This is a genomic window from Mycobacterium sp. NGS62, assembly GCF_059812285.1.
Window position 1 is genome coordinate 109,949 of the sequence record NZ_JCALCK010000006.1, and the last position, 21,946, is coordinate 131,894.

Annotated in this window: 24 protein-coding genes; 11 read left to right on the plus strand and 13 right to left on the minus strand. The window is 65.1% G+C overall.

From position 1 onward, the window contains the following. Nucleotides 1-14 precede the first annotated feature (14 nt). Both chsH3 and kstD read right to left on the minus strand, forming a co-directional pair. Nucleotides 15-875, minus strand: a complete 861-nt coding sequence (gene chsH3 / locus AC5Y49_RS17040; protein ID WP_499889070.1) for an enoyl-CoA hydratase ChsH3 — start codon at nucleotides 873-875, stop codon at nucleotides 15-17. 2 nt (nucleotides 876-877) lie between these two features. Further along, nucleotides 878-2,557 carry a 3-oxosteroid 1-dehydrogenase gene (gene kstD, locus AC5Y49_RS17045; protein ID WP_499889072.1) on the minus strand — a complete coding sequence of 560 codons (1,680 nt, stop codon included), beginning with the start codon at nucleotides 2,555-2,557 and terminating at the stop codon, nucleotides 878-880. A 72-nt stretch (nucleotides 2,558-2,629) separates the two neighbouring features. On the opposite strand from kstD, the gene AC5Y49_RS17050 reads away from it, so the two are divergent. Genes AC5Y49_RS17050 through dmpG form a run of 3 tightly spaced genes read left to right on the plus strand, consistent with a single transcriptional unit; the run spans nucleotide 2,630 to nucleotide 5,387 of the window. Then, the gene (locus AC5Y49_RS17050) at nucleotides 2,630-3,415 is read left to right on the plus strand and encodes a 2-keto-4-pentenoate hydratase (protein ID WP_499889074.1); all 786 of its coding nucleotides are present in this window, start codon (nucleotides 2,630-2,632) and stop codon (nucleotides 3,413-3,415) included. 11 nt (nucleotides 3,416-3,426) lie between these two features. After that, on the plus strand, nucleotides 3,427-4,344 hold the full coding sequence (locus tag AC5Y49_RS17055; protein ID WP_499889076.1) for an acetaldehyde dehydrogenase (acetylating): 918 nt from the start codon (nucleotides 3,427-3,429) through the stop codon (nucleotides 4,342-4,344). Further along, entirely contained in the window at nucleotides 4,341-5,387 is a 1,047-nt protein-coding gene (gene dmpG / locus AC5Y49_RS17060; protein ID WP_499889078.1) for a 4-hydroxy-2-oxovalerate aldolase, read from the plus strand. The genes AC5Y49_RS17055 and dmpG overlap by 4 nt, the downstream gene beginning before the upstream one ends. On the opposite strand, the gene AC5Y49_RS17065 is transcribed toward dmpG, so the two are convergent. Next, entirely contained in the window at nucleotides 5,377-6,312 is a 936-nt protein-coding gene (locus tag AC5Y49_RS17065; protein ID WP_499889080.1) for a TIGR03619 family F420-dependent LLM class oxidoreductase, read from the minus strand. The two genes, dmpG and AC5Y49_RS17065, sit on opposite strands and share 11 nt — an antisense overlap. Before the next feature lie 208 nt (nucleotides 6,313-6,520). Between AC5Y49_RS17065 and AC5Y49_RS17070 the strand changes: the two genes are divergently transcribed. The 5 genes from AC5Y49_RS17070 (at nucleotide 6,521) to AC5Y49_RS17090 (ending at nucleotide 10,210) form a co-directional block, all read left to right on the plus strand. Beyond that, entirely contained in the window at nucleotides 6,521-6,694 is a 174-nt protein-coding gene (locus AC5Y49_RS17070) for a hypothetical protein (protein WP_499889082.1), read from the plus strand. Nucleotides 6,695-6,761: 67 nt separating this feature from the next. Further along, nucleotides 6,762-7,064, plus strand: a complete 303-nt coding sequence (locus AC5Y49_RS17075; RefSeq protein ID WP_499889084.1) for a hypothetical protein — start codon at nucleotides 6,762-6,764, stop codon at nucleotides 7,062-7,064. Nucleotides 7,065-7,152: 88 nt separating this feature from the next. Beyond that, on the plus strand, nucleotides 7,153-8,280 hold the full coding sequence (locus AC5Y49_RS17080) for a hypothetical protein (RefSeq protein ID WP_499889085.1): 1,128 nt from the start codon (nucleotides 7,153-7,155) through the stop codon (nucleotides 8,278-8,280). A 2-nt stretch (nucleotides 8,281-8,282) separates the two neighbouring features. Further along, nucleotides 8,283-9,065, plus strand: a complete 783-nt coding sequence (locus AC5Y49_RS17085; protein WP_499889292.1) for an SDR family oxidoreductase — start codon at nucleotides 8,283-8,285, stop codon at nucleotides 9,063-9,065. Beyond that, a complete protein-coding gene (locus tag AC5Y49_RS17090) occupies nucleotides 9,065-10,210 on the plus strand; it encodes a sulfotransferase family protein (protein WP_499889087.1) in 1,146 nt (381 codons plus the stop codon). Before AC5Y49_RS17085 ends, AC5Y49_RS17090 begins: the two co-directional genes overlap by 1 nt. Nucleotides 10,211-10,213: 3 nt before the next feature. Here the strand turns inward: AC5Y49_RS17090 and AC5Y49_RS17095 are convergent, their stop codons facing one another. Both AC5Y49_RS17095 and AC5Y49_RS17100 read right to left on the minus strand, forming a co-directional pair. Then, the gene (locus AC5Y49_RS17095; RefSeq protein WP_499889088.1) at nucleotides 10,214-10,675 is read right to left on the minus strand and encodes a hypothetical protein; all 462 of its coding nucleotides are present in this window, start codon (nucleotides 10,673-10,675) and stop codon (nucleotides 10,214-10,216) included. After that, nucleotides 10,672-11,823 carry a 3-ketosteroid-9-alpha-monooxygenase, oxygenase component gene (locus AC5Y49_RS17100; RefSeq protein WP_499889090.1) on the minus strand — a complete coding sequence of 384 codons (1,152 nt, stop codon included), beginning with the start codon at nucleotides 11,821-11,823 and terminating at the stop codon, nucleotides 10,672-10,674. Before AC5Y49_RS17100 ends, AC5Y49_RS17095 begins: the two co-directional genes overlap by 4 nt. A 115-nt stretch (nucleotides 11,824-11,938) precedes the next feature. On the opposite strand from AC5Y49_RS17100, the gene AC5Y49_RS17105 reads away from it, so the two are divergent. Continuing rightward, entirely contained in the window at nucleotides 11,939-12,463 is a 525-nt protein-coding gene (locus AC5Y49_RS17105) for a gamma carbonic anhydrase family protein (protein WP_499889091.1), read from the plus strand. On the opposite strand, the gene AC5Y49_RS17110 is transcribed toward AC5Y49_RS17105, so the two are convergent. The 5 genes from AC5Y49_RS17110 to AC5Y49_RS17130 are packed head-to-tail and all read right to left on the minus strand — an operon-like array spanning nucleotide 12,460 to nucleotide 16,983. Next, nucleotides 12,460-12,876, minus strand: coding sequence for a nuclear transport factor 2 family protein (locus AC5Y49_RS17110; protein WP_499889095.1), 417 nt, complete (start codon nucleotides 12,874-12,876; stop codon nucleotides 12,460-12,462). The two genes, AC5Y49_RS17105 and AC5Y49_RS17110, sit on opposite strands and share 4 nt — an antisense overlap. Beyond that, the gene (locus tag AC5Y49_RS17115; RefSeq protein WP_499889097.1) at nucleotides 12,864-13,742 is read right to left on the minus strand and encodes a TIGR03619 family F420-dependent LLM class oxidoreductase; all 879 of its coding nucleotides are present in this window, start codon (nucleotides 13,740-13,742) and stop codon (nucleotides 12,864-12,866) included. Before AC5Y49_RS17115 ends, AC5Y49_RS17110 begins: the two co-directional genes overlap by 13 nt. Then, nucleotides 13,739-14,908: a thiolase family protein gene (locus AC5Y49_RS17120; RefSeq protein ID WP_499889098.1), complete on the minus strand. Its 1,170-nt coding sequence runs from the start codon at nucleotides 14,906-14,908 to the stop codon at nucleotides 13,739-13,741. Before AC5Y49_RS17120 ends, AC5Y49_RS17115 begins: the two co-directional genes overlap by 4 nt. Before the next feature lies 1 nt (nucleotide 14,909). Next, the gene (locus AC5Y49_RS17125) at nucleotides 14,910-15,971 is read right to left on the minus strand and encodes a thiolase family protein (protein ID WP_499889100.1); all 1,062 of its coding nucleotides are present in this window, start codon (nucleotides 15,969-15,971) and stop codon (nucleotides 14,910-14,912) included. Nucleotides 15,972-15,981: 10 nt separating this feature from the next. Beyond that, on the minus strand, nucleotides 15,982-16,983 hold the full coding sequence (locus tag AC5Y49_RS17130; protein WP_499889102.1) for a Zn-ribbon domain-containing OB-fold protein: 1,002 nt from the start codon (nucleotides 16,981-16,983) through the stop codon (nucleotides 15,982-15,984). A 46-nt stretch (nucleotides 16,984-17,029) separates the two neighbouring features. On the opposite strand from AC5Y49_RS17130, the gene AC5Y49_RS17135 reads away from it, so the two are divergent. Continuing rightward, nucleotides 17,030-18,061, plus strand: a complete 1,032-nt coding sequence (locus AC5Y49_RS17135) for an LLM class F420-dependent oxidoreductase (RefSeq protein ID WP_499889104.1) — start codon at nucleotides 17,030-17,032, stop codon at nucleotides 18,059-18,061. Nucleotides 18,062-18,186: 125 nt separating this feature from the next. Here the strand turns inward: AC5Y49_RS17135 and AC5Y49_RS17140 are convergent, their stop codons facing one another. Further along, a complete protein-coding gene (locus tag AC5Y49_RS17140; protein ID WP_499889107.1) occupies nucleotides 18,187-18,909 on the minus strand; it encodes an acetoacetate decarboxylase family protein in 723 nt (240 codons plus the stop codon). Nucleotides 18,910-18,925: 16 nt separating this feature from the next. Here AC5Y49_RS17140 and AC5Y49_RS17145 point away from each other — a divergent pair, with 16 nt between their 5' ends. Then, nucleotides 18,926-20,149: a cytochrome P450 gene (locus tag AC5Y49_RS17145; protein WP_499889109.1), complete on the plus strand. Its 1,224-nt coding sequence runs from the start codon at nucleotides 18,926-18,928 to the stop codon at nucleotides 20,147-20,149. A 38-nt stretch (nucleotides 20,150-20,187) separates the two neighbouring features. On the opposite strand, the gene AC5Y49_RS17150 is transcribed toward AC5Y49_RS17145, so the two are convergent. Both AC5Y49_RS17150 and AC5Y49_RS17155 read right to left on the minus strand, forming a co-directional pair. Then, entirely contained in the window at nucleotides 20,188-21,027 is an 840-nt protein-coding gene (locus tag AC5Y49_RS17150; protein ID WP_499889110.1) for a type IV toxin-antitoxin system AbiEi family antitoxin, read from the minus strand. 108 nt (nucleotides 21,028-21,135) lie between these two features. Then, the gene (locus tag AC5Y49_RS17155) at nucleotides 21,136-21,924 is read right to left on the minus strand and encodes a crotonase/enoyl-CoA hydratase family protein (RefSeq protein ID WP_499889112.1); all 789 of its coding nucleotides are present in this window, start codon (nucleotides 21,922-21,924) and stop codon (nucleotides 21,136-21,138) included. Between the last annotated feature and the right edge of the window lie 22 nt (nucleotides 21,925-21,946).

Sequence of the window (21,946 nt, forward strand, 5' to 3'; positions counted from 1 at the left end):
TCGCGGGGAAGCCGCTACGCCGGCACCAACTCCACGCCAGACAGCACGACGGCGTTCTCCCGCGACGGCGCGACCACGCTGGCCAGCATGCGCCCGTCTTCCTTCCAGACGTCGGCTCGTAACGTCTCGCCGGGAAACGCCACACCGGCGAAGCGGGCGCCATAGGAGCCGACGGCCGCGACGTCGGCGTCCAGCAGCGCATCGACGATGGCCTTGCACGTCATGCCATAGGTGCAGAGGCCGTGCAGGATAGGACGGTCAAAGCCTGCGGCAGCGGCGAATTCAGGATCAGAATGCAGCGGATTGCGGTCTCCGCACAGCCGGTAGAGCAGCGCCTGCTGCGGCAGGATCGGTATCTCCAGCTCGACGTCGGGCGCCCGATCCGGTGCGGCCGTCGACGTCGACGGGCCCCGCTCACCGCCGAACCCGCCTTCACCGCGGGCGAAGATCGACCGCCGCTGCGTCCACAGCAGGGTGCCGTCCGGTGCGGTCACCGTGGTTTCGGACCAGATCACCGCGGCCTTGCCCTTGTCCCAGATATCGGTGAACCGGGTGACGGCGCGCGCCGAGCCGGACGGCGGCAACGGCGCCGGCGCCGAAACTTGTTCGCTGGCGTGCAGCACCTTGCTCAGCTCGATGTCGATGCCGGGAAACTGCACGGTCGGCGGTTTGGTGGCGTGGAAGGTGGCGGCCACGTTGCCGAACGTCGGCAGTACCTGCGGCGTCTCGTCGATCAGATAGCGCAGCTCGCGGGGATCCATCGGATCGGCGCCGGCGCCCAAACCCAAGTGGTAGAGCTGTACATCGCTGCTGCTCCAGGAGAATTCGATCGGATCCAGCTCGGCAGCAAGCGCGACTTCCGGGTTGATTGGCATCTCTACTTCTCCCCTGCGATGTGCAGCGCCGCCAGGTAGCCGAATGTCATCGCGGGCCCGATGGTGCCACCCGGCCCGGGATAGGTGTGGCCCATCACCGGGGCGCTGACGTTGCCCGCCGCATACAGTCCATCGATGACGCTGCCGTCGTCGCGCAGCGCGCGGCCGTGAACGTCGGTACGGATACCGCCCTTGGTGCCCAGATCGCCGGGGACCATCTTGGCCGCATAGAAGGGCGGGTGGCTGATCTCGCCGAGGTTTGGATTGGGCTTGTTGGTCGGGTCGCCGTAGTAGCGGTCGTAGGCGCTCTCCCCGCGGCCGTAGTCCTCGTCGACGCCGGAGCGCGCAAAGCCGTTGAAATGCCGTACGGTCGCGGTGAACTCGTCGACGGGCAGGCCCGCCTTCTCGGCGAGCCGCTCGAGCGTGTCGGCCTGGATGATCACGCCGGATTCCATCCACTTGCGTGGAATACGTTGTCCAGGCTGCAATCCCGCGAAAATATAACGGTCGCGGTATTGCTGGTCGAACACTAGCCACGCCGGAATGTTCTCGCCCGGCCCGGGTCCCTGGCCGTGCTCTCCGCCGTACATGTGATGGCATGCCTCGACGTAGGGCATCGATTCGTTCATGAACCGCTTGCCCGACATGTTGACGATGATCGAACCGGGGGAGTTGCGCTCCGACAGCGCAAACCATGGTGCGCCGACCAGTGGCACCGTCGGCCCCCACCAGGCGTCTTCCATCAGTTCCAATGTGGCGCCCAGCTTTTCGGCGGCGAGGATACCGTCACCGGTGTTCGCTTTGGCGCCTACCGTCCACTCGGTGGTGATCGGCGCCCGCTGATACTTCACCCGCATCTGCTCGTTGTGCTCGAAGCCGCCGCTTGCGAGGATCACGCCGCGTCGCGCCGTGATCAGGGTGGGCTCCGCCGCGTCGGAAGCGCTGTCGACGACATACACGCCGCGCACCACGCCGTCCTCGACGTAGAGATCCGTCAACGCGGTGTTGAGAAGCACCGGAACACCGGCCTGCTGCAACCCGATTCGCAGCGGCCCGATCAGCGCGCGCCCCATACCGACGAGGTTCTTACCGGTTGCTTTGGCCCACATCGTGCGGGCACCGACTTTCAGGCTGCGCAGCACGCCGCGCGGGTGTCGCTTCAACTGGTTCAGTCGGACGTAGTCCTGCTGCATCACAACGACATTGAGTGGAACCTTGCCGTACGGCGGCTCCAGCCCGGGCAGATCAGGTCCGAGCTTGTTGGCGTTGAACGGCTTTGGCTCGATGGAACGGCCGCCGGGACGCCCGCCAGGCGCCTCCGGGTAATAGTCGGAGTAGGCCGGTACCCAGCACATTTTCAGCGGTGTGTGCTCGAGAACGAACGACAGCATTTCGGGTCCGCGCTGCAGATAGGTGTCGATGCGTTCGGGCTCGACGACGTCGCCGACGATTCCGTGCAGGTATTTGCGTGCCGCTTCGGCGGAGTCAGTGACACCGTCGCGCTTGAGAACCTCGTTGTTGGGAATCCAGACGCCACCCCCCGAGCGAGCGGTCGAACCGCCGTAGTGTGCGGCCTTCTCGACGACTAGTGTCGAGAGACCCCGGTGAGCGGCGGTGAGGGCAGCAACCATGCCCGCGCCACCGCTGCCGACTACGACGACGTCGTACTCCTGAGCTGTCATGTAGAACACGTTATAGAATTGCCCTGGCTGGGCGCTACCGACCCGGTCACACCGACGAGGGGACTTCGGTCAATGATCCCGGTTGCCACCCGTGACGAGCTGGCCGCCGACCTGGCGCAGGCTGAGCGGAGTCGTGAGTCGATTTCGCCGTTGACGGCCGCGCACCCGGAGATCGACGTCGTCGACGCCTATGAGATCCAGCTGATCAACATCCGTCAGCGGGTGGCCGAGGGGGCCCGCATCGTGGGCCACAAGGTGGGGCTGTCGTCGCTGGCGATGCAGCAGATGATGGGTGTCGACGAACCGGACTACGGCCACCTGCTCGATGAAATGCAGGTCTTCGAAGACCAGCCCGTCACCGCGGCGAATTATCTCTACCCGCGGGTGGAGGTCGAAGTGGGATTCATCCTGGCCGCCGACCTCCCTGGGGCCGACTGCACTGAGGACGACGTACTGGCCGCCACCGAGGCGTTTGTGCCGTCGATCGAGTTGATCGACACCCGCATCACCAACTGGCAGATCAAACTGTGCGACACCATCGCCGATAACGCATCGTCGGCCGGCTTCGTGTTGGGCCAGGCGCGGGTGTCACCGGCCGACATCGACATCACGACGATCGACGCGGTGTTGACCCGACGCGGGGAAGTGGTGGCCAAGGGCCGCAGCGACGCGGTGCTGGGCAACCCGGTCACCGCGGTGGCGTGGCTGGCGCGCAAGGTGGAAAGTTTCGGGGTGCGCCTGCGGGCCGGCGACATCGTGTTGCCGGGCTCATGCACCCGGGCCATCGATGCGCGGCCGGGCGACGATTTCGTCGCCGATTTCGCCGGACTGGGGTCCGTCCGGCTGACGTTCGAATAAGAGGAGCAAACATGCCGTCCAAGGCAACCGTCGCCATTGTCGGATCGGGCAATATCAGCACCGACCTGCTGTACAAGCTTCTGCGCTCGGAATGGCTGGAGCCGCGCTGGATGGTCGGCATCGATGCGGAGTCCGAGGGTCTGGCCCGGGCCCGCAAACTGGGCCTGGAGACCACCCACGAAGGAGTGGACTGGCTGCTGGCGCAGGACGAAAAGCCCGACCTGGTGTTCGAGGCCACCAGCGCTTATGTCCACCGCGACGCGGCCCCGCGCTATGCCGAGGCCGGGATCCGGGCCATCGATCTGACCCCGGCCGCCGTCGGACCGGCGGTGATTCCCCCGGCGAACCTGCGCGAGCACCTGGACGCCCCCAACGTCAACATGATCACCTGCGGCGGGCAGGCCACCATCCCGATCGTGTACGCGGTGTCGCGGGTGGTCGACGTGCCCTATGCCGAGATCGTGGCGTCGGTGGCGTCAGTGTCGGCCGGGCCGGGCACCCGGGCCAACATCGACGAGTTCACCAAGACCACGTCCAAGGGGGTGGAGACGATCGGCGGCGCCAAGCGCGGCAAGGCGATCATCATCCTCAACCCTGCCGATCCGCCGATGATCATGCGCGACACCATCTTCTGCGCCATCCCCGAAGACGCCGACCGTGACGCGATCGCGCAGTCCATTCGCGACGTGGTGGCCGAGGTCCAGACCTATGTGCCCGGCTACCGGTTGCTCAACGAACCGCAGTTCGACGACCCGTCGATGAACTCCGGCGGGCAGGCGCTGGTCACCACCTTCGTCGAAGTCGAAGGCGCCGGTGATTACCTGCCGCCCTACGCCGGCAACCTCGACATCATGACTGCTGCCGCAACCAAGGTCGGCGAGGAAATCGCCAAGGAATCACTATCAGCCACTGCAGGAGGCACCCGATGAGCACCGATGTCTTCTTCAATCCGGTGTGGGACGTCCGCATCACCGACACCAGCCTGCGCGACGGCAGCCACCACAAACGCCACCAGTTCACCAAAGAGGAGGTCGGCGCCATTGTCGCGGCGATCGACGCCGCCGGCGTGCCGGTGATCGAGGTGACCCACGGCGACGGATTGGGCGGGTCGAGCTTCAACTACGGGTTCTCCAAAACCCCCGAGCAAGAGCTGATCAAACTGGCCGCCGAGACCGCCAGCGAAGCCAAGATCGCCTTCTTGATGCTGCCCGGTGTCGGCACCAAAGAGGACATCAAAGAAGCCCAGAACAACGGCGGGTCGATCTGCCGGATCGCCACCCACTGCACCGAGGCCGACGTATCCATCCAGCACTTCGGCCTGGCCCGCGAGTTGGGTCTGGAAACCGTCGGGTTCTTGATGATGGCCCACACCATTCCGCCGGAGAAGCTGGCCAAACAGGCCCGGATCATGGCTGACGCCGGCTGCCAATGTGTTTACGTGGTCGATTCGGCGGGCGCGCTGGTGCTCGAAGGCGTGCGCGACCGGGTTGCCGCGCTGGTCGCCGAACTCGGCGACGACGCCCAGGTCGGCTTTCACGGGCACGAAAACCTCGGGCTCGGGGTGGCCAACAGCGTCGAGGCGGTCCGTGCCGGAGCCAAGCAGATCGACGGGTCGGTGCGGCGCTTCGGCGCCGGCGCCGGCAACGCGCCGGTCGAGGCGCTGATCGGGGTGTTCGACAAGATCGGCGTCAAGACCGGCATCGACTTCTTCGATATCGCCGACGCCGCCGAAGACGTGGTGCGTCCGGCGATGCCCGCGGAATGTCTGCTCGACCGCAACGCGCTGATCATGGGCTATTCGGGGGTGTATTCCAGCTTCCTCAAGCACGCCATCCGGCAATCCGAACGCTACGGCGTGCCCGCCCACGAACTGCTGCACCGGGCCGGTCAGCGCAAACTCATCGGCGGCCAGGAAGACCAGCTGATCGACATCGCACTGGAGATCAAGCGCGAAGAAGCTGCTAGCACGTAACCGCGCGGAACGCTTCGACGAGTCCGGTCAGCAGATCAGTCGCGCGGCTGACCTCACGCGGCAGCGACATGGTGACCCGCACATCGGTCACACCGGCTGAGATCAGCGGCGCAGCCGATGCCACGGTCGCAGCTATGTCGACCGAACGGTCGGGTCGCTTGACGGTGGTCGCATGACCGAGGACCTGCAGGTCAACGGGGTCGCCACCGAGGTCGGCGATCTTGTCCTTCATTGCTGCGATCGCTCCCGCAGGATCGCTCACGGCGGGGCCCCACGGGATCCAGCCGCGACCGAATTTGCTCAACCGGCGTGCGACGGCGTCGTTCACCGTTCCACTGACCCAGATCGGTACTCCGCCAACCTGAACTGGTTTGGGCATCTGGTGAATCTTGTCGAACGACAATTCGGGTGACCGATAGGAACTGCGCTGCTGTGTCCACAGTGCATTGCACACTTCCAGCGTGTGATCGAGCAGCCTTCCCCGGCGCTCGAACGGCAAGCCTGCTGCCTCGTACTCCTCGCGCTGCCAGCCCACACCCACACCCAGATCAACCCGGCCGCCTGACAACACGTCCAGGGTCGAGACCTGCTTGGCAAGGACAGCAGGGCGGCGCAGCGCCGCCAGCAGCACCGCTGTGCCGAGCCGGATGCGGGTCGTCATCGCCGCCAGCGCAGTGAGCACTGTCAGCGGCTCGAGCCACTGACCATCGGGGCCTGTCGGTTGGCGGCCGCCGGCGATCCCACCCAGCGCCGGGTTGCTGTACGCGTCCGGATTTTCGCCGAACACGACGTGGTCAGAGACCACGACGCGGTCTACGCCCGCAGCATCCATGGCCTGCCCCAACGCCAGCGTCGAAGTCCACGCGTGGTCCTGATCATCGGTAAAGGTGCGCAGCTGAAGCGAGATCTGTGGCGATATCGGCATGTCTCCTCCTACCCGGCGGACGTGATGCCGCTAGCGCGTCGTTGCACATCGCCTGTCGCGCATAACTTTATGACGCCACCGGCGACGCCGACCGCCCGCCGCGTCGTCGTTTCACGCCGACCGCTCAACCGATCCATGTTTGGCCTGCGGCGCATCGGGCAATGGTTGTGGGCGGGTGGGGATCTTGCTAACAGCGAGGAGCAGTCCGATGCACATGTCAGCGACGGCCCTTCGTCGTGGGCTTTACGGAATGTTTGCCGGCGCGCTACTGACGGCCGGGGTGGTGGCCATGGTGCCCGCTGCGCACTCCGCGCCGAGCCCCTGCAGCTCGATACGCCAGGCGCAGGTGCATTTCCCGGCCTGCCAGGCCCAGCTGCGCTAACGCTGTCGCGAGTACCCTCGATTAGCAGACATAGAGCGATGGAATACCGCACAAAAGGACCGAGCCGATGACCGCTTCCAACCACATTCGCCGCAGACCGCACGGCCTGCTCGCCGGGGGGCTACTAAGTGCAGCCGCTGCGGCCGTGATCGCGCTGCCCTTGGCGGGCACAGCCAACGCGGAACCCGCGTGCGATCAGACCGTCGGTAATTCCATCGACGCGTACCTGCAGCGGCACCCTGACCTCCACGCGCAACTGCAAGCCAAATCGCGGGCCGAGGGCGGTAACGGCAGCGCCATCGACTACCTGAACCGGCATCCCGATGTGCGGCAGCATCTGATCGACCTGTCGCAGCAGTGCGCGCCGTAGTGAGTCGCGCTCGTCGTTGAACGCCGCGGCCGACGCCCCGGAATGTTCGCCCATTGACGAAAACTAGAACACGTTCTAGCGTCTAGGCGTGTTCTCCCAGCCGCTCATCGACGCCATCGCCGAGGCCGAGGAACTCGTGGTGGCCGCGCCGCACATCGAGACCGAAGCCGACCTGCTCGAAGGACTGCAATACCTGGCTGGCTGTATCGCCGCCTGCACGCACCTGGCGTTCGACTATGAGCGCGACCACCCATTCCTGCTCTCTGGCACGGGTCCGTTCACCAAGATGGGTTTGGACAATCCGGACACCCTCTACTTCGGCTGCCGGGTGCATGCCAACCACGACTACCTGGTCACCGGCACGCGCGGCACCACGACGGATTTGAGCTTCCAATTGCTCGGCGGCGAATACACCGACGACAATGTGCCGGCCAGCCAGGCCGCGTTCGACGACCGCGAGCTCGAGATCGCCGACGACGGCAGTTTCGAGTGGCGGGTGCGGCCGACGGGTCCCGCACAGCTGGTGATTCGCGAGGTCTACGGCGATTGGTCGCAGCAGCGCGGCACCGTGGCGATCACCCGCCTGGACACCGCGGGTACCGCGCCGCCGCCGCTGACCCGCGCCACTATCGAAAAGCGTTACAGCACAGCAGGAAAGCAACTCGTCAACCGAATAAAGACCTGGATCCAGTTCCCACAGTGGTTCTATCTGAACATCCCGGTCAACACCATGGTCTCACCGCGGCTGACGCCGGGCGGCTTGTCAACCCAGTACTCGTCCGCCGGGCATTTCGACCTACGGCCCGACCAGGCCCTGATCATCACGTTGCCGGTGACGGACGCGCCGTATCTCGGCTTCCAACTGGGCAGCATGTGGTACATCTCGCTGGACTACATCAACCACCAAACCTCGCTGAATGCCGCTCAGGCTCAGGCAGATCCCGACGGCAAGATCCGCATCGTCGTCGCCGACCAGAACCCCGGCGTCACCAACTGGGTCGAAACACTGGGGCACCGTCGCGGATTCCTACAGTTCCGCTGGCAACGGGTCTCACGCCAGCTCGCCGAGGCGGACGGACCCAGCGTCGAGCTCGTCGACTTCGACGCCGTCCCGGCCGCGCTGCCGCATTACGAGCACAACAAGATCTCCGAGGACGGCTGGCGCGCGCGAATCGCCCAGCGCCAAAACCAAATCGCCAACAGAATGCTGGGGTAGTGATGCCAGGAATGCTCGACGGCAAGGTCGTGGTGATCAGCGGCGTGGGCCCTGCCCTCGGCACCACGCTGGCCCGGCGCTGTGCCGAAGATGGCGCCGACCTGGTGTTGGCGGCGCGCACGGTCGAACGCCTCGACGACGTCGCCAACCAGATCACCGACACCGGCCGGCGCGCGGTGGCGGTCTCCACCGACATCACCGACGACGATCAGGTGGCTAACCTGGTGGAAGCTTCGCTGGCCGCCTACGGCAAAGTCGACGTGTTGATCAACAACGCTTTTCGGGTGCCGTCGATGAAACCGTTGGCCGGCACCACGTTTCAACATATCCGCGATGCCATCGAACTCACTGTGCTCGGCGCGTTGCGGCTCATCCAGCGATTCACGCCCGCGCTCGCCGAGTCGAGCGGCTCGATCGTCAACGTCAATTCGATGGTGATTCGGCACTCGCAGGCCAAATACGGCGCTTACAAAATGGCCAAGTCCGCGTTGCTGGCGATGTCCCAGTCGCTGGCCACCGAGCTCGGTGACGACGGAATTCGAGTCAATTCAGTTGCACCAGGCTATATCTGGGGCGACACCCTCAAGGGATACTTCACGCATCAGGCTGGCAAATACGGGACGACGGTGGATCAGATTTACGCCGCCACCGCCACGAACTCCGACCTGAAGCGGCTGCCCACCGAGGACGAGGTCGCGTCGGCGATCCTGTTTTTCGCCAGCGACCTGTCCAGTGGCATCACCGGACAGACGCTCGACGTCAACTGCGGAGAGTACAAGGCCTGATGACCTCGCGAACCGACGTCGCAACCGTCGACGACTTGCACGCCTCGGCGACCAAGTTGGTTGGGCTGGACGATTTCGGCACCGACGACGACAACTATCGGGAAGCACTGGGCGTATTGCTCGAGTCTTATCAGCGGGAGGCCAACCTCACCGAACTGGGCAGCAAGATGAACCGGTTCTTTTTGCGTGGCGCGCTGGTGGCCCGCTTGCTGTCCCAAGCCGCCTGGCAGCAATACCCCAGGCATGCCGACGTTGTGATCCAGCGGCCGATCTTCGTCACCGGGCTGGTGCGCACGGGAACCACTGCGCTACACCGCCTGCTCGGCGCCGACCCCGCGCATCAAGGCTTGCAAATGTGGCTGGCCGAATACCCGCAGCCACGTCCGCCGCGGGAAACCTGGGACTCCAACCCCATCCACCGAGAAATCGACGCCCGGTTCACCCAGCACCACAACGAGAACCCGGACTACACGGGGCTGCACTTCATGGCCGCCGACGAATTGGAGGAATGCTGGCAGTTGCTGCGGCAGTCATTTCATTCGGTGTCCTACGAGACGCTGGCGCACCTGCCCAGCTACGCGAAATGGCTGTCGGGCCAAGATTGGGGCCCGGCATATCGACGGCACCGCAAGAACCTTCAGTTGATCGGACTCAACGATCCCGGAAAACGCTGGGTGCTCAAGAATCCCAGCCATCTGTTCGCCTTGGACGCGCTGATGGCCACCTATCCCGACGCGCTGGTGGTGCAGACGCATCGCCCGGTCGAGACGATCATGGCGTCGATGTGCTCGCTGGCCCAGCACACCGCCGAGGGCTGGTCGAACACGTACACCGGCGCTCAGATCGGACACGACTCGATGGATACGTGGTCACGCGGGCTGGAGCGGTTCAATGCGGCACGGGCTGAGTACGATCCGGCACAGTTCTGCGATGTGGACTACGCAGACTTCGTCGCGGACCCAGTCGGCACCGCAGAAGGTGTGTACCGGCACTTCGGCTTGACGCTCACCGATGAGGCGCGGGCCGCGATGGAACTCAGCCACGCCGAAAGCCAGACCGGCCCGCGCGCGCCCAAACATACGTATTCGCTGGCCGATTACGGGCTGACTGCCGAGGCGGTCAGGGAACGCTTCGCCGGGCTGTGATCGCTAGCCGTCGCCGGGGGCCGGTGCGCTGGACTCTTCCTCCAGACAGCCTTCGGCGACTGCGTGTTTGATGCTGTCGGCCAGCTTGGGGCATGACCGGGCGCGGCTGCTGTGTCCGCCTTCGGCGCGCAGGTCGGCGAAGAATGCGCAGCGCTGCGCCGCCTCGGAATTCCACTGCACCGCAGTGTGTCCCGGTCCGAGCTTCTTGACGGCAACGGTTGCGTGGCAGAACCGGCAGTCCACCGGCACCAGGCCCGCTGAGAGGTAACGCTCGCGGTCGGCGCGGGAGGATTCGGCGATAGCGGCGGCCCGCTGAGGGTCGTTCGCGAAATCCGGTGCCTTCGCCCAGCGTCCGCCGGCGGGATCGCCGGACGGCGCATGGTCATGGTCGTCGTGTGGGCCGTGCAGGGCCAACATCGACCGGGCAAGTTGGTCGACGTTGGGCGGCTGCTCGCTGCCGGTCATGACGACGCCTGGTCGGCCTTTTCTTCCTCGGCCTGCCGTTTGAGGTTCTCTTCCACTTCGACGTGCCACTTCTCGTTGGCCACAGTGGTGTCCACCTCGATTTCGAAGCGATCGGTCATCTCCGCGGTGACATCGGCGGCATCGACATAGAACTGTTGATACCAGCGCCGCATCTGGTAGACCGCGCCGTCCTCCTCGACCAGTAGCGGATTGTCGATGCGGGTCTTGTGTTTCCAGATTTCGACGTCCTGCAGAAAGCCCTTGCTGACTCCGTCGGTCATCGCATCCGCGAGCTTCTCGGTCATCGCTTCGTCCATGCCCTTGGGCTTTTCGACGATCACACCCCACTGCAGGACGAACTTTTCCTGTGTCACCGGGTAGTGGCAGTTGATCAGGATGGATTCGGCCTTGTAGCCGCCGTAGCTGTTGTGCAGCCAGTTGATCATGAACGACGGTCCGAAGTAACTGGCCTCCGAATCCAGGTGTGCCTCCCCGTAGGTGGTGCCCATGTCGTTCACGTCGGGTCGGCCGACGTTGTGTAGGTACTGCGAGGCGATGTGGCCCTCGAACACGTTCTTGAAATACGTGGGCAGCCCGTAGTGGATGTAGAAAAAGTGCGCCATGTCGGTGACGTTGTCGATGATGTCGCGGCAGTTGGAGTTGATCTCCATGCTGTTCCACCGCCAGTCGGTCCACTCACCGCCGGACCACTCGGGGATCTCCGGGATCCGTACCTCGTCCGGCGGCGGGTTGCCCTCATGGTCGTGCCAGACGAACAGCAGTCCGCCGCGGACATCGGTGGTCCAGGCACGGGTGCGGGCCAGCCGCGGCGTGCGCTTGGCGTAGGGCACCAGCTTGCACTTGCCGTCGCCGCCCCAGCGCCAGTCGTGGAATGGGCAGGCGAGTTCGTCGCCTTTGATGGTGCCCTGCGCCAGGTTGCCGCCCATGTGCCGGCAATAGCCGTCGAGGACGTTCAGTCCGCCCTGCGAGTCGGCGAACACGACGAGGTGGGTGCCGAAGATTTCGATGCCGTGGGGCTGCCCGTCCAGGAAGTCCTTGACCGGGCCCAAGCAGTGCCAGCCCCGGGCGTACCTGTCGGGCAGGGTGCCTGTGTCGATCTCGCGAATGCCGGCCGTCTCGGTAGCCATGCCACGCCTCCAACTTTGTCAGCTTCTAACTAGAACACGTTACAGTTTTTCTATCGGATCGCGCAATCATGGCCGCTCTCACTAGGGCCTACCCGCTCTGAGGTATATCTGAACGATGCCGTTGTTTTCCTTCGAAGGCCGCGCGCCGAAGATCGATCCCACCGCCTTCGTTGCGCCCACCGCGACCTTGATCGGTGACGTGACGATCGAAGCCGGCGCGTCAGTGTGGTTCAACGCCGTACTGCGCGCCGACTACGGGCCGGTCGTCGTGCGCGAGGGCGCCAATGTTCAGGACGGATCGGTGCTCCATTCACCGCCAGGCATCCCGGTCGACATCGGCCCGGGGGCCACGGTGGCGCACATGTGCACCATCCACGGTGTGCACGTCGGGGCCGAGGCGCTGATCGCCAACCACGCCACCGTCCTGGACGGGGCGGTGATCGGCGCACGCAGCATGGTCGCAGCCGGTGCTCTGGTGCTCGGTGGCACGAAGATCCCCGACGAGGTGCTGGTGGTGGGCGCACCGGCCACTGTGAAGGGGCCGATCGCGGGCACCGGGGCCGAGATGTGGGTGAAGGCCAACCCGCAGGCCTATCAGGACCTGGGCCGCCGTTACCTCACCGGCTTGGAACCGCTCTAGATTTTGCGCGCCGACGCCGTTGCGCGGTCGACCTCCCAGTACGCGCGCAGTGCCACCAGTCTGCCGTCGTCGTCGGCCTTGTAGGTGAAGACGCCGTCGGTGGTGATCCGGTACCCACCCATGGTGATCACAATGTTGCCGACGTTGGCTTCCTCGTTGCCGCACTGGAACGTGTCGACAAAGTTGAACTCGATCTTGTCGGTCGGGGCGATCGCCTTGTCCCAGAACGCCGAGATGGCGTCGCGGCCGCGATGGCCCTTGCCTTCCGGATCGAAGTGAGATGGACCGATGGGGTCTTCGACGCTCGCGTCGTCGGCGAAAACCTCCAGCCAGGCCGCCTTGTCGCGGGCGATCACCGCGTCGCGGGAACGCTTGCCGGCCAGGTGTGCGGGCGAGTCTGTCACTGTTGCCATCCCGAGTGGATATAGGTGTCGGCGAAACGCTTCAGCGAATCCTTCTTCTTGTCGAGCGGCGCGTCGAAGCCCAGTCCGTCGAACACCCAAGGGATCACGATGTTGTCGGTGACGCCGATGTCGGCGAGCTCGCGGTGGCCATCGACCCCAAACTTGTCGATGCATACCGCCTGGAACTCGAAAGGCTGGTCGGCACCGCCGTATTCGGCGCGCAAAGCATTGAGCTTGCCGATGGTTTCGGCGAGTTGGTCAGCGGTCATCATGGCGCTGGTCCAGCCGTCGCTGACGCGCGCCGCGCGCTTGAGTGCGACGTCGGTGTGGCCACCGACGTAGAACGGCACCGGCTGGCTGGGGGCCGGGCTCATCTGCAGTCGGTCGAAGTCGTAGAACTCGCCGTGGAATTCGACCATCCCACCGCCCAGTACCAGTTTGATGACTTCGATCATTTCGTCGACGCGTGCGCCGCGGCGCTTGTAGGGCACCCCGCACCACTCAAATTCCTCCGGCGCCCAGCCGATCCCGACACCGAAGCCGAACCGGTTGCCGGTCAGGTTGGCCACCGAGCCGACCTGGCGAGCCAGCAGCAGCGGATTGCGGGAGCCGAGTTTCATCACGTTGGTGTAGAACCGCAGTGTCGAGGTCACTGCGCCCATCGCACCGGCGGCGATCAGCGGGTCCACCCACGGCGTGTTCTCGTCCCACATCCGCGAGCCGTCCGGGGTGTAGGGATAGTCGGCCGCGGCTTTTTCCATGTAGAACAGCGAGTCTGGCAGCGCGATCGCGTCGAACCCCACCTCCTCGGCGGTTCTGGCCAGCTCGGTCAGCTGGTCGATCGGCCCCATCGCGACGCTGCAGGTGTACTTCATGGCTTGTCTGCCCCCACCACCCACATCGAGTAATACTGCGAACCACCGCCGTAGGCGTGTCCGAGTGCCTTCCGGGCGTTAGGTACTTGGTGATCGCCTGCTTTGCCCATCACCTGGATGGCGGCTTCGGCGAACCGGATCAAACCCGAGGCGCCGATTGGGTTAGACGACAGCACGCCGCCGGAGGCGTTGAGCGGGATGCGCCCGCCGATCGCGGTTTCGCCGGCTTCGGTGAGCTTCCACCCCTCGCCCTCGGGGGCAAACCCGAGGTTCTCCAGCCACATCGGCTCGAACCACGAGAACGGCACGTAGATCTCGGCGGCGTCGATTTCGTCGATCGGGCTGGTGATGCCGGCCGCCTTCCACAGCGCCTTGGCGGCGTCGCGCCCGGCCTGCGGGTTGACCTGGTCGCGGCCGGAGTACGCCAGCGGTTCGGTGCGCAACGCGGTGGCGTGGATCCATGCCACCGGATGGCCGTCGGCGACCCGCTTGTCGGCGGCGTCTTCGTTGCCGATCACCACCGCGCAGGCGCCGTCGGACGACGGGCACGTCTCGTCGAAACGGATGGGGTCCCACAGCATCTGCGACGACATCACCTTGTCCAGCGTGATGTCCGGTTGATGCAGATGCGCCAACGGGTTTTTGGCGCCGTTGAGCCGGTCTTTGACCGCCACCATGGCACCGATGTGCGTTGGTGCGCCGGATCGGCGGATGTAGGAGCGCACGTGCGGAGCGAAGTAGCCGCCCGCGCCGGCGCCGACAGGCTTGGTGAATGGCACTGGAATGCTCAACGCCCACATGGCATTTGACTCGGACTGCTTTTCCCAGGCCATCGCCAGCACCCGCCGGTACTTGCCCGACTGCACCAGGCTGGCCGCCACCACACCAGTAGACCCGCCGACCGAACCCGCGGTGTGCACCCGGATCAGCGGCTTGCCCGTCGCGCCGACGGCGTCGGCCATGAACAGCTCCGGCATCATCACGCCCTCAAAGAAGTCGGGCGCCTTGCCGACCACCACGGCGTCGATGTCTTCCATGGTCGACCCGGAGTCGGACAATGCCTTGTCGATGGCCTCGCGAACCAGCCCGTTCATCGAGACGTCCTGGCGCTTGGCGACGTACTTCGTCTGGCCGGTGCCGAGCACCGCCGCAAGCTGGCCTGCCATCTTATTTCCCTTCCAGCACGGCGACGAGATTCTGTTGCAACACTGGGCCGCTGGTGGCGTGCGCCAGCACCCGGCCTGCCGAACGGTCGAAAATGTGTTGTGCTGCAAAGCCGATGCGCTCCAATCCTGCGGAGAACATCGGGTTGGCGGCCAGCGTGCCGCCCGACGGGTTGACCTTCGTTGACGACGGCAGGCCGATCGCCTCGGTCAGGATCAGTTGCTGATGGGTGAACGGCGCGTAGATCTCGGCCACCTCGATCGAGCTGGTATCTCCGCCCGTCGCGGCCTTGGCTGACGCCTCTGTTGACGGCGAGGTGGTCAGGTCGCGGGCGCCGAGGATCGGGGTCTCGATGCGGTGCTCGAACCCGGTGATCCAGGCTGGGTTCTCCCGCAGCTCGCGGGCTTTGTCGCCGGCAGCCAGCACGATCGCCGACGCGCCGTCGGTGATCGGCGCAATGTCGTGGCGCCGAAGGGGATCGGCGAAGAACGGCCGGGCCAGCAGTTCGTCGATGCTCTTCGCCGGCTTTTCCGAATCGGTGCGCTCGGCAGCCGCGAACGAGTCCAGCGCCACTTGCGCCATCTGCTCGGCAGTCCACTTGCCGGCGTCCAAGCCGAAACGGGCCTGCAGCCCCGCCATCGACACTGCGTCCGGCCACAGCGGCGCGACGGTGTACGGATCGGTCTGCATCGCAAGCACCCGGCGCAGCGTGCCCGCGGAGGACTTGCCGAAGCCGTAAACCAGCGCGGTGTCGACCTCACCGGTCAGCAGCTTGATGTAGGCCTCGTAAAGCGCCCATGCGGCGTCCATTTCCACGTGCGACTCGTTGATCGGGGGCACCGCCCCGATCGAGTCGATTGCGGAGATAAACGAAAATGCCCGACCCGCAAGGTAATCCGACGAGCCGGAGCACCAGAAGCCGATGTCGGTCTGCTCAAGCCCGAGTTCGTCATAAAGTGCATGGAAGCACGGCATCAACATTTCGACGCCGTTGGTGGTGCCGTCGGTGCGGCGCACATGCGGCGCATGGGCGAATCCGACGACAGCTACATCGCGATCGGTCACGTTATCCCTCTTACAGGTGGTGTTTGTAGGTGTCGTAGTCGGCGTCGGGTTCGCCGGTCGGCTTGAAGTATTCGATGTTGTCGATGCCCAGGCCCCATTCCTCCTGAGGCTTCCACACCGCTTGCACCCGCATGCCCATCCGCACCTCGGCGGCGTCGATCTCCTGAATCAGGTGCAGGAAGGCGATGTCGGCGCCGTCGAGGAGGACGTAAGCGGCGACGTACGGCGGTTTGATGCGCTGGCCGGCGAACGGGATGTTGATGATCGCGAACGTCGTCACTGTGCCCTTGTCGGGCAGTTCGACGAAGTTGTCGAGTTCGCGGCCCGTTGCTGGATCTGCCTCCTTCGGCGGGAAATACACCTTCCCGTCCTCGCCGGTGCGGGCGCCGAGCAGCTTGCCCTCTTCAAGGGCACGCAGAAACGCGGTCTCGGGAAGTGAAGCGGTGTGCTGGATTTCGATGCTGCTAGGCGTTTCCTGGACGGTCACCGGGTCACGGTCGTCGGTCGTTTCGGCAGTTTGGTTACTGGGTTCGGTCTGCTCGCCGAGCGCGAAGTAGGCGATATCGGTGATCGCGCCCACCGGCTGGTCGACCCAGTGCGCATGCACGCGGGCCCCGGTAATGCTCGCGTCGGACGATCCAACATCGACGGCGTGTAGCAGGCCGACGTCGGCACCGTCGAGCTTGATCAGTGCCCAGGCGAACGGCCGGTCCAGCGGCTGCCCCTGCAGAGGCGCGGGCTGCCAGGTCCACGACAGCACGGTCCCGACACTGGCCACCGGTACGATCTCGGTCAATCGTTCATAGGTCACGGGGTCGAACTCGGCGGGCGGGACGTAAACCCGGCCGTCCGAGCCCCGGACACCGACGATGCGTCGCTCACGCAGGGCGGTGAAGAACTGGCTGAGGGTAGGTCCGACCGAACGGGTGTAGTCGAAGGACAGCTTCAGAGGTGCCGCGAGAGGCCGCTGATCGGTATCGATCTGCACCGGGCTGCTTTGGCTGGTGGTCACAGCAACGAGTAGAACAGGTTCTAAGAATCTGAGCAAGGAGCCGGGAATGAAGCTGGGACTGCAACTGGGTTACTGGGGCGCACAGCCGCCGGAGAACGCGGCTGAGCTGGTGGCGGCGGCCGAAGACGCCGGCTTCGACGCGGTGTTCACCGCGGAGGCCTGGGGCTCGGATGCCTACACGCCACTGGCCTGGTGGGGAGCGTCGACGAGCCGGCTGCGGCTGGGCACCTCGGTGGTGCAACTGTCTGCGCGCACCCCGACCGCGTGCGCGATGGCGGCGCTGACCCTGGATCACCTTTCCGGCGGGCGCCACCTGCTGGGCCTGGGTGTGTCCGGTCCGCAGGTGGTCGAAGGCTGGTACGGGCAGAAATTCCCCAAGCCGCTGGCCCGCACCCGGGAATACATCGACATCATCCGGCAGGTATGGGCCCGGGAGAAGCCGGTCACCAGCGACGGCCCGCACTATCCGCTGCCGCTAACAGGTGACGGCACAACGGGTCTGGGCAAGGCGCTCAAACCCATCACCCATCCGCTGCGGTCCGACATCCCGATCATGTTGGGCGCGGAAGGCCCGAAGAACGTGGCACTGGCCGCCGAGATCTGCGACGGCTGGCTGCCGATCTTCTACACCCCGCGACTGGCCGACATGTACAACGAATGGCTCGACGAAGGTTTCGCCCGCCCGGGGGCCCGTCGCAGTCGCGAGGATTTCGAGGTCTGCGCGACCGCCCAGGTGGTCATCACCGACGATCGGCCCGCGGCGTTCGCCGGCATCAAGCCGTTCCTGGCGCTCTACATGGGCGGCATGGGTGCCGAGGACACCAACTTCCACGCTGACGTCTACCGACGGATGGGCTACGCCGAGGTCGTCGACGAGGTCACCGCACTGTTTCGCGGTAACCGCAAGGACGAGGCCGCCAAAATCATTCCCGATGAACTCGTCGATGACGCGGTGATCGTTGGCGACATCGACTACGTGCGTAAGCAGATCACGGTCTGGGAGGCCGCAGGCGTGACGATGATGGTGGTCTCGGCGCGCAGCATAGAGCAGGTCCGCGAGCTCGCCGCTTTGGTGTAGTTCCCGCGCCTTGTCGGCACGACTTCTTGTCACGCGGTTAGAACACGTTCTAGCGTGGCGATCGCAAGCGCGGCGGAGCCGGGCGCAGCGGGTCGCCACTACGTTAGATTGGCCGGATGACCCGCTCAGCCGAGCGCGTGGGCGTCGCCGAACGACATTTCCACATTGGCGACCGATCCCGACACCATCGCTCGCTTCGGCAGGCCCAGCGACGCCAACTCCGCGGCGTAGGGGTGATCGCCCAATCGCACGGCCGCCCCGCCGATCCGGCCGCGCAACCCGCTGACCTTCATCTCCCACGGCACCTCGCGGGTAGTGCCCTCGGCGTAGGTGTAGGTCTTGAGCACCTGCGGTTTCGTCGTGAACAGCGACGGAACGGGCAGACCGCGGCGGAAATCGATGCCCGCGATGTGCGAGCCTTCGACGCTGACGTCGAACCCGAAGTTGCCGTCTTCACGAACGCTGAAGTCCGCCATGATCTTCGGAAATCCCCAGATGGTGCGCCCGGCCTCCAACGTGAAGCTCTGGTCGACCGGCAGGTGGTGGATGAACGCTGCCGCGTCCTGCAGCGCCCGCCAGCCGTGGGCCTGCGAGCCGGGCGGATTGACCATCACGCAGGTGCCGAATTCGTGGTACTGCCCGAGGTCGCCGTCGATGTAGCGCGCCAGCATCAGATTGACCACGGCGCGGCCGGGGCGGTGTTGGCAGACCTGCAGGCCGCTGTAGTCGATGAGCCGCTGGGCCGCCTCGGCGTCCACCGAGAACATCGCCGTGTGCACGTCTGCCTTCCGAACCCGCACCGGCATAGTCAGTACCGTTCCGGCGATGGTGTGTTGTGATTCAGGCATATCTGGAGGTTAGTCCATGACAGTCACGATTCCCGATGTCGATTTGACAGACGGCACGTTCTACGCCGACGGCCGGCAAGCCCGGGAGGCGTATCGCTGGATGCGCGCCAACCAGCCGGTGTTTCGGGATCGCAACGGGCTCGCCGCGGCCACGACCTATCAGGCAATCATCGACGCCGAGCGCAACCCAGAGCTGTTCTCCAGCACCGGGGGGATTCGTCCCGACCAGCCCGGCATGCCGTACATGATCGACATGGACGACCCCGCACACCTGTTGCGGCGCAAGCTCGTCAACGCCGGCTTCACCCGCAAGCGCGTCCGCGAGAAGGAGCCGTCGATTGCGCGGCTCTGCGACACGCTGATCGACGCGGTCTGTGAGCGCGGCCAGTGTGACTTTGTCCGTGACATCGCAGCTCCGCTGCCGATGGCCGTGATCGGCGACATGCTGGGCGTGCTGCCCGAAGAGCGGGGGATGCTGCTCAAGTGGTCTGATGACCTGGTCACCGGGCTGAGCTCGCACATCGACCCGACGTCGGCAGAGTTCCAGGCGGTCATGGACGCGTTTGCGGCCTATACCGAATTCACGATGGGCATCATCACCAAGCGTCGGGCCGAGCCGACCGATGACCTGTTCTCCATCCTGGTCAACGCCGAGGTTGAGGGACAGCGGATGTCGGATGACGAGATCGTCTTCGAGACCCTGCTGATCCTCATCGGCGGCGACGAGACCACCCGGCACACGCTGTCCGGCGGCACCGAACAACTGCTGCGCCACCGCGACCAATGGGACCAGCTGGCGGCTGACCCGTCGTCGCTGTTGCTAGGAGGCGCCATCGAGGAGATGCTGCGGTGGACGTCGCCGGTGAAGAACATGTGCCGGACGTTGACCGCCGACACCGAATTTCACGGCACCTCGCTTCGCGAGGGCGAGAAAATCATGCTGCTGTTCGAGTCGGCGAACTTCGACGAGTCGGTGTTCGAAAACCCCGAGCAGTTCGACATCCGGCGAGACCCCAACAGCCATCTGGCCTTTGGCTTCGGCACGCACTTCTGTCTGGGCAATCAGCTGGCCCGCCTGGAGCTTTCGCTGATGACGTCGCGTGTTCTGCAGCGTCTACCTGATCTGCGGCTGGCCTCTTATCACGACGGAGCTTTGCCGCTGCGGCCGGCCAACTTCGTCAGCGGCCTCGAGTCGATGCCGGTCGTGTTCACGCCCAGCGCGCCTCTGCACCGAGCGTGAAGCTGTTGCGAAGAAACAGCCAAAACCTCGCAACAGGTTCACGTTCGACGATCCCAGGCCGCTGAAACCCGGCCGATCACCCCGCCTTCGGTGTCCTCTGCCGTCACCCATATATCGACCCAGCCCAACTCTGCGACGGCTTCGGCGCGCCTGATGTCGTGGTTGAATTGCCGCCGATCCATCCGGTGGTGATCGCCCTCGCAGTCCACCGCCAGCTTGATGTGCTCCCAGCCCATGTCGAATACGGCGACGAGTTGGCCGTATTCGTCGTAGGCCGGGATCTGCGTCTGGGGTGGGGGGAAGCCCGCGCGGATCAGCACCAGGCGCAGCCACGTTTCGCGCGGTGATTCGGCACCGGAGTCAACGAGTGGCAGTGCAATCCGCGCGCGTCGGATGCCGCGACGGCCTTTGTAACGCTCGGCAAGCAGTTCCACGTCCGCCATTTTGAGGTGTGTTGCGCGGGCCAGCGCGTCGATCATTGCGACGCTCCTAGTGATGCGATATCGGCACGCCAAGTCCAAGGCGGTGCGCGCTGGGGTAGTTACCTTCATGCCGTCGACTGGTGCGACTTCGTCGTCTTCTATGCAGTCGGACCATGTTCGGATCGATGACGGTGCATGGCGATTGTCGTAGATGATCTCTGCTGGATTGTTGGCATCGACCCACTTGGCCCTGTGCAGCGCCGAAGCGGAGCGGCCTGCTACGACGCCGCGTCGCCGAGACCACAGCCAAGCCGCTTTGGCCCGGCTGAGCGCGGTGAGCTCGGTGCCGCGCGGCATGAAGACGTCCCGGTGAATCGCAACGTGTCTGCTCCGTAGGGCATACGGCGTCAGGGCACCGGATGCGACGGCCTCACTGCCGATAAACGGCTCTTCCATGACCGGAGTGTGCCGTGTAGGACTGACACGTCATCGAGAGTGAAGCTGTTGCGAAAAAACCGCGCGAAACTCGCAACAGTTTCACGCTCGGCGCCAAGAGCGGACGCGTCAGCGGCCGCGGAAGACCGGCGCGCGCTTCTCTTTGAAGGCCAGCGGGCCTTCTTTGGCGTCGTCGGACAAGAACACCTTGATACCGATCTGGGTGTCGATCTTGAACGCGTCGTTTTCGGCCAGGCCCTCGGTCTCCCGGATGGACCGCAGGATCGCCTGCACCGCCAGCGGCCCGTTGTTGGAGATCGCGTCAGCAATCTCCAACGCTTTGGTCAGCGCCTGCCCGTCCGGAACGACGTGCCCGATCAGCCCCATCTCCTTGGCCTCGGCGGCGGTGATGTGCCGCCCGGTCAACAACAGGTCACACGCCACCGTGTAGGGGATCTGCCGAACCAGCCGCACCGCTGAGCCGCCCATCGGATACAGGCTCCAGCGGGCCTCGGAGATCCCGAACTTGGCGCTTTCGCCGGCGACCCGGATGTCGGTGCCCTGCAGGATCTCGGTGCCCCCGGCGATGGCCGGGCCTTCGACCGCGGCAATCAACGGTTTGGTGAGCCGGCGGCCCTTGAGCAGAGCGTCGATGCGCGACGGGTCGTAGCTGCCGTCTTTGAACGAGTCACCGGGCGGTTTGGCGGTGGCCGCCTTGAGGTCCATGCCGGCGCAGAAGTAGCCGCCTGCTCCGGTCAAGATGCAGCAGCGGATGTCGGGATCGTTGTCGACGCGGTCCCACGCCTCGACCATGATCTGCATCATTTCGCCGCTGAGCGCATTGCGGGCGTCGGGGCGATTCAGCGTGACGATCAGGGTGTGTCCGCGCTGGTCAATCAGTGCATGAGCATCGCTCACCGGTGTCTGCCTTTCTGCGCGG

Excerpts from the sequence above, each read along its gene's own strand:
- AC5Y49_RS17075 (WP_499889084.1), top strand. The coding sequence starts at position 6,762 with ATGACCGCTTCCAACCACATTCGCCGCAGACCGCACGGCCTGCTCGCC.
- kstD (WP_499889072.1), bottom strand. The coding sequence starts at position 2,557 with ATGACAGCTCAGGAGTACGACGTCGTCGTAGTCGGCAGCGGTGGCGCG.
- AC5Y49_RS17055 (WP_499889076.1), top strand. The coding sequence starts at position 3,427 with ATGCCGTCCAAGGCAACCGTCGCCATTGTCGGATCGGGCAATATCAGC.
- AC5Y49_RS17105 (WP_499889091.1), top strand. The coding sequence starts at position 11,939 with ATGCCGTTGTTTTCCTTCGAAGGCCGCGCGCCGAAGATCGATCCCACC.
- AC5Y49_RS17050 (WP_499889074.1), top strand. The coding sequence starts at position 2,630 with ATGATCCCGGTTGCCACCCGTGACGAGCTGGCCGCCGACCTGGCGCAG.
- AC5Y49_RS17065 (WP_499889080.1), bottom strand. The coding sequence starts at position 6,312 with ATGCCGATATCGCCACAGATCTCGCTTCAGCTGCGCACCTTTACCGAT.
- dmpG (WP_499889078.1), top strand. The coding sequence starts at position 4,341 with ATGAGCACCGATGTCTTCTTCAATCCGGTGTGGGACGTCCGCATCACC.
- AC5Y49_RS17120 (WP_499889098.1), bottom strand. The coding sequence starts at position 14,908 with ATGGCAGGCCAGCTTGCGGCGGTGCTCGGCACCGGCCAGACGAAGTAC.
- AC5Y49_RS17150 (WP_499889110.1), bottom strand. The coding sequence starts at position 21,027 with ATGGAAGAGCCGTTTATCGGCAGTGAGGCCGTCGCATCCGGTGCCCTG.
- AC5Y49_RS17135 (WP_499889104.1), top strand. The coding sequence starts at position 17,030 with ATGAAGCTGGGACTGCAACTGGGTTACTGGGGCGCACAGCCGCCGGAG.
- chsH3 (WP_499889070.1), bottom strand. The coding sequence starts at position 875 with ATGCCAATCAACCCGGAAGTCGCGCTTGCTGCCGAGCTGGATCCGATC.
- AC5Y49_RS17095 (WP_499889088.1), bottom strand. The coding sequence starts at position 10,675 with ATGACCGGCAGCGAGCAGCCGCCCAACGTCGACCAACTTGCCCGGTCG.
- AC5Y49_RS17140 (WP_499889107.1), bottom strand. The coding sequence starts at position 18,909 with ATGCCTGAATCACAACACACCATCGCCGGAACGGTACTGACTATGCCG.
- AC5Y49_RS17070 (WP_499889082.1), top strand. The coding sequence starts at position 6,521 with ATGCACATGTCAGCGACGGCCCTTCGTCGTGGGCTTTACGGAATGTTT.
- AC5Y49_RS17100 (WP_499889090.1), bottom strand. The coding sequence starts at position 11,823 with ATGGCTACCGAGACGGCCGGCATTCGCGAGATCGACACAGGCACCCTG.
- AC5Y49_RS17110 (WP_499889095.1), bottom strand. The coding sequence starts at position 12,876 with ATGGCAACAGTGACAGACTCGCCCGCACACCTGGCCGGCAAGCGTTCC.
- AC5Y49_RS17145 (WP_499889109.1), top strand. The coding sequence starts at position 18,926 with ATGACAGTCACGATTCCCGATGTCGATTTGACAGACGGCACGTTCTAC.
- AC5Y49_RS17090 (WP_499889087.1), top strand. The coding sequence starts at position 9,065 with ATGACCTCGCGAACCGACGTCGCAACCGTCGACGACTTGCACGCCTCG.
- AC5Y49_RS17085 (WP_499889292.1), top strand. The coding sequence starts at position 8,283 with ATGCCAGGAATGCTCGACGGCAAGGTCGTGGTGATCAGCGGCGTGGGC.
- AC5Y49_RS17115 (WP_499889097.1), bottom strand. The coding sequence starts at position 13,742 with ATGAAGTACACCTGCAGCGTCGCGATGGGGCCGATCGACCAGCTGACC.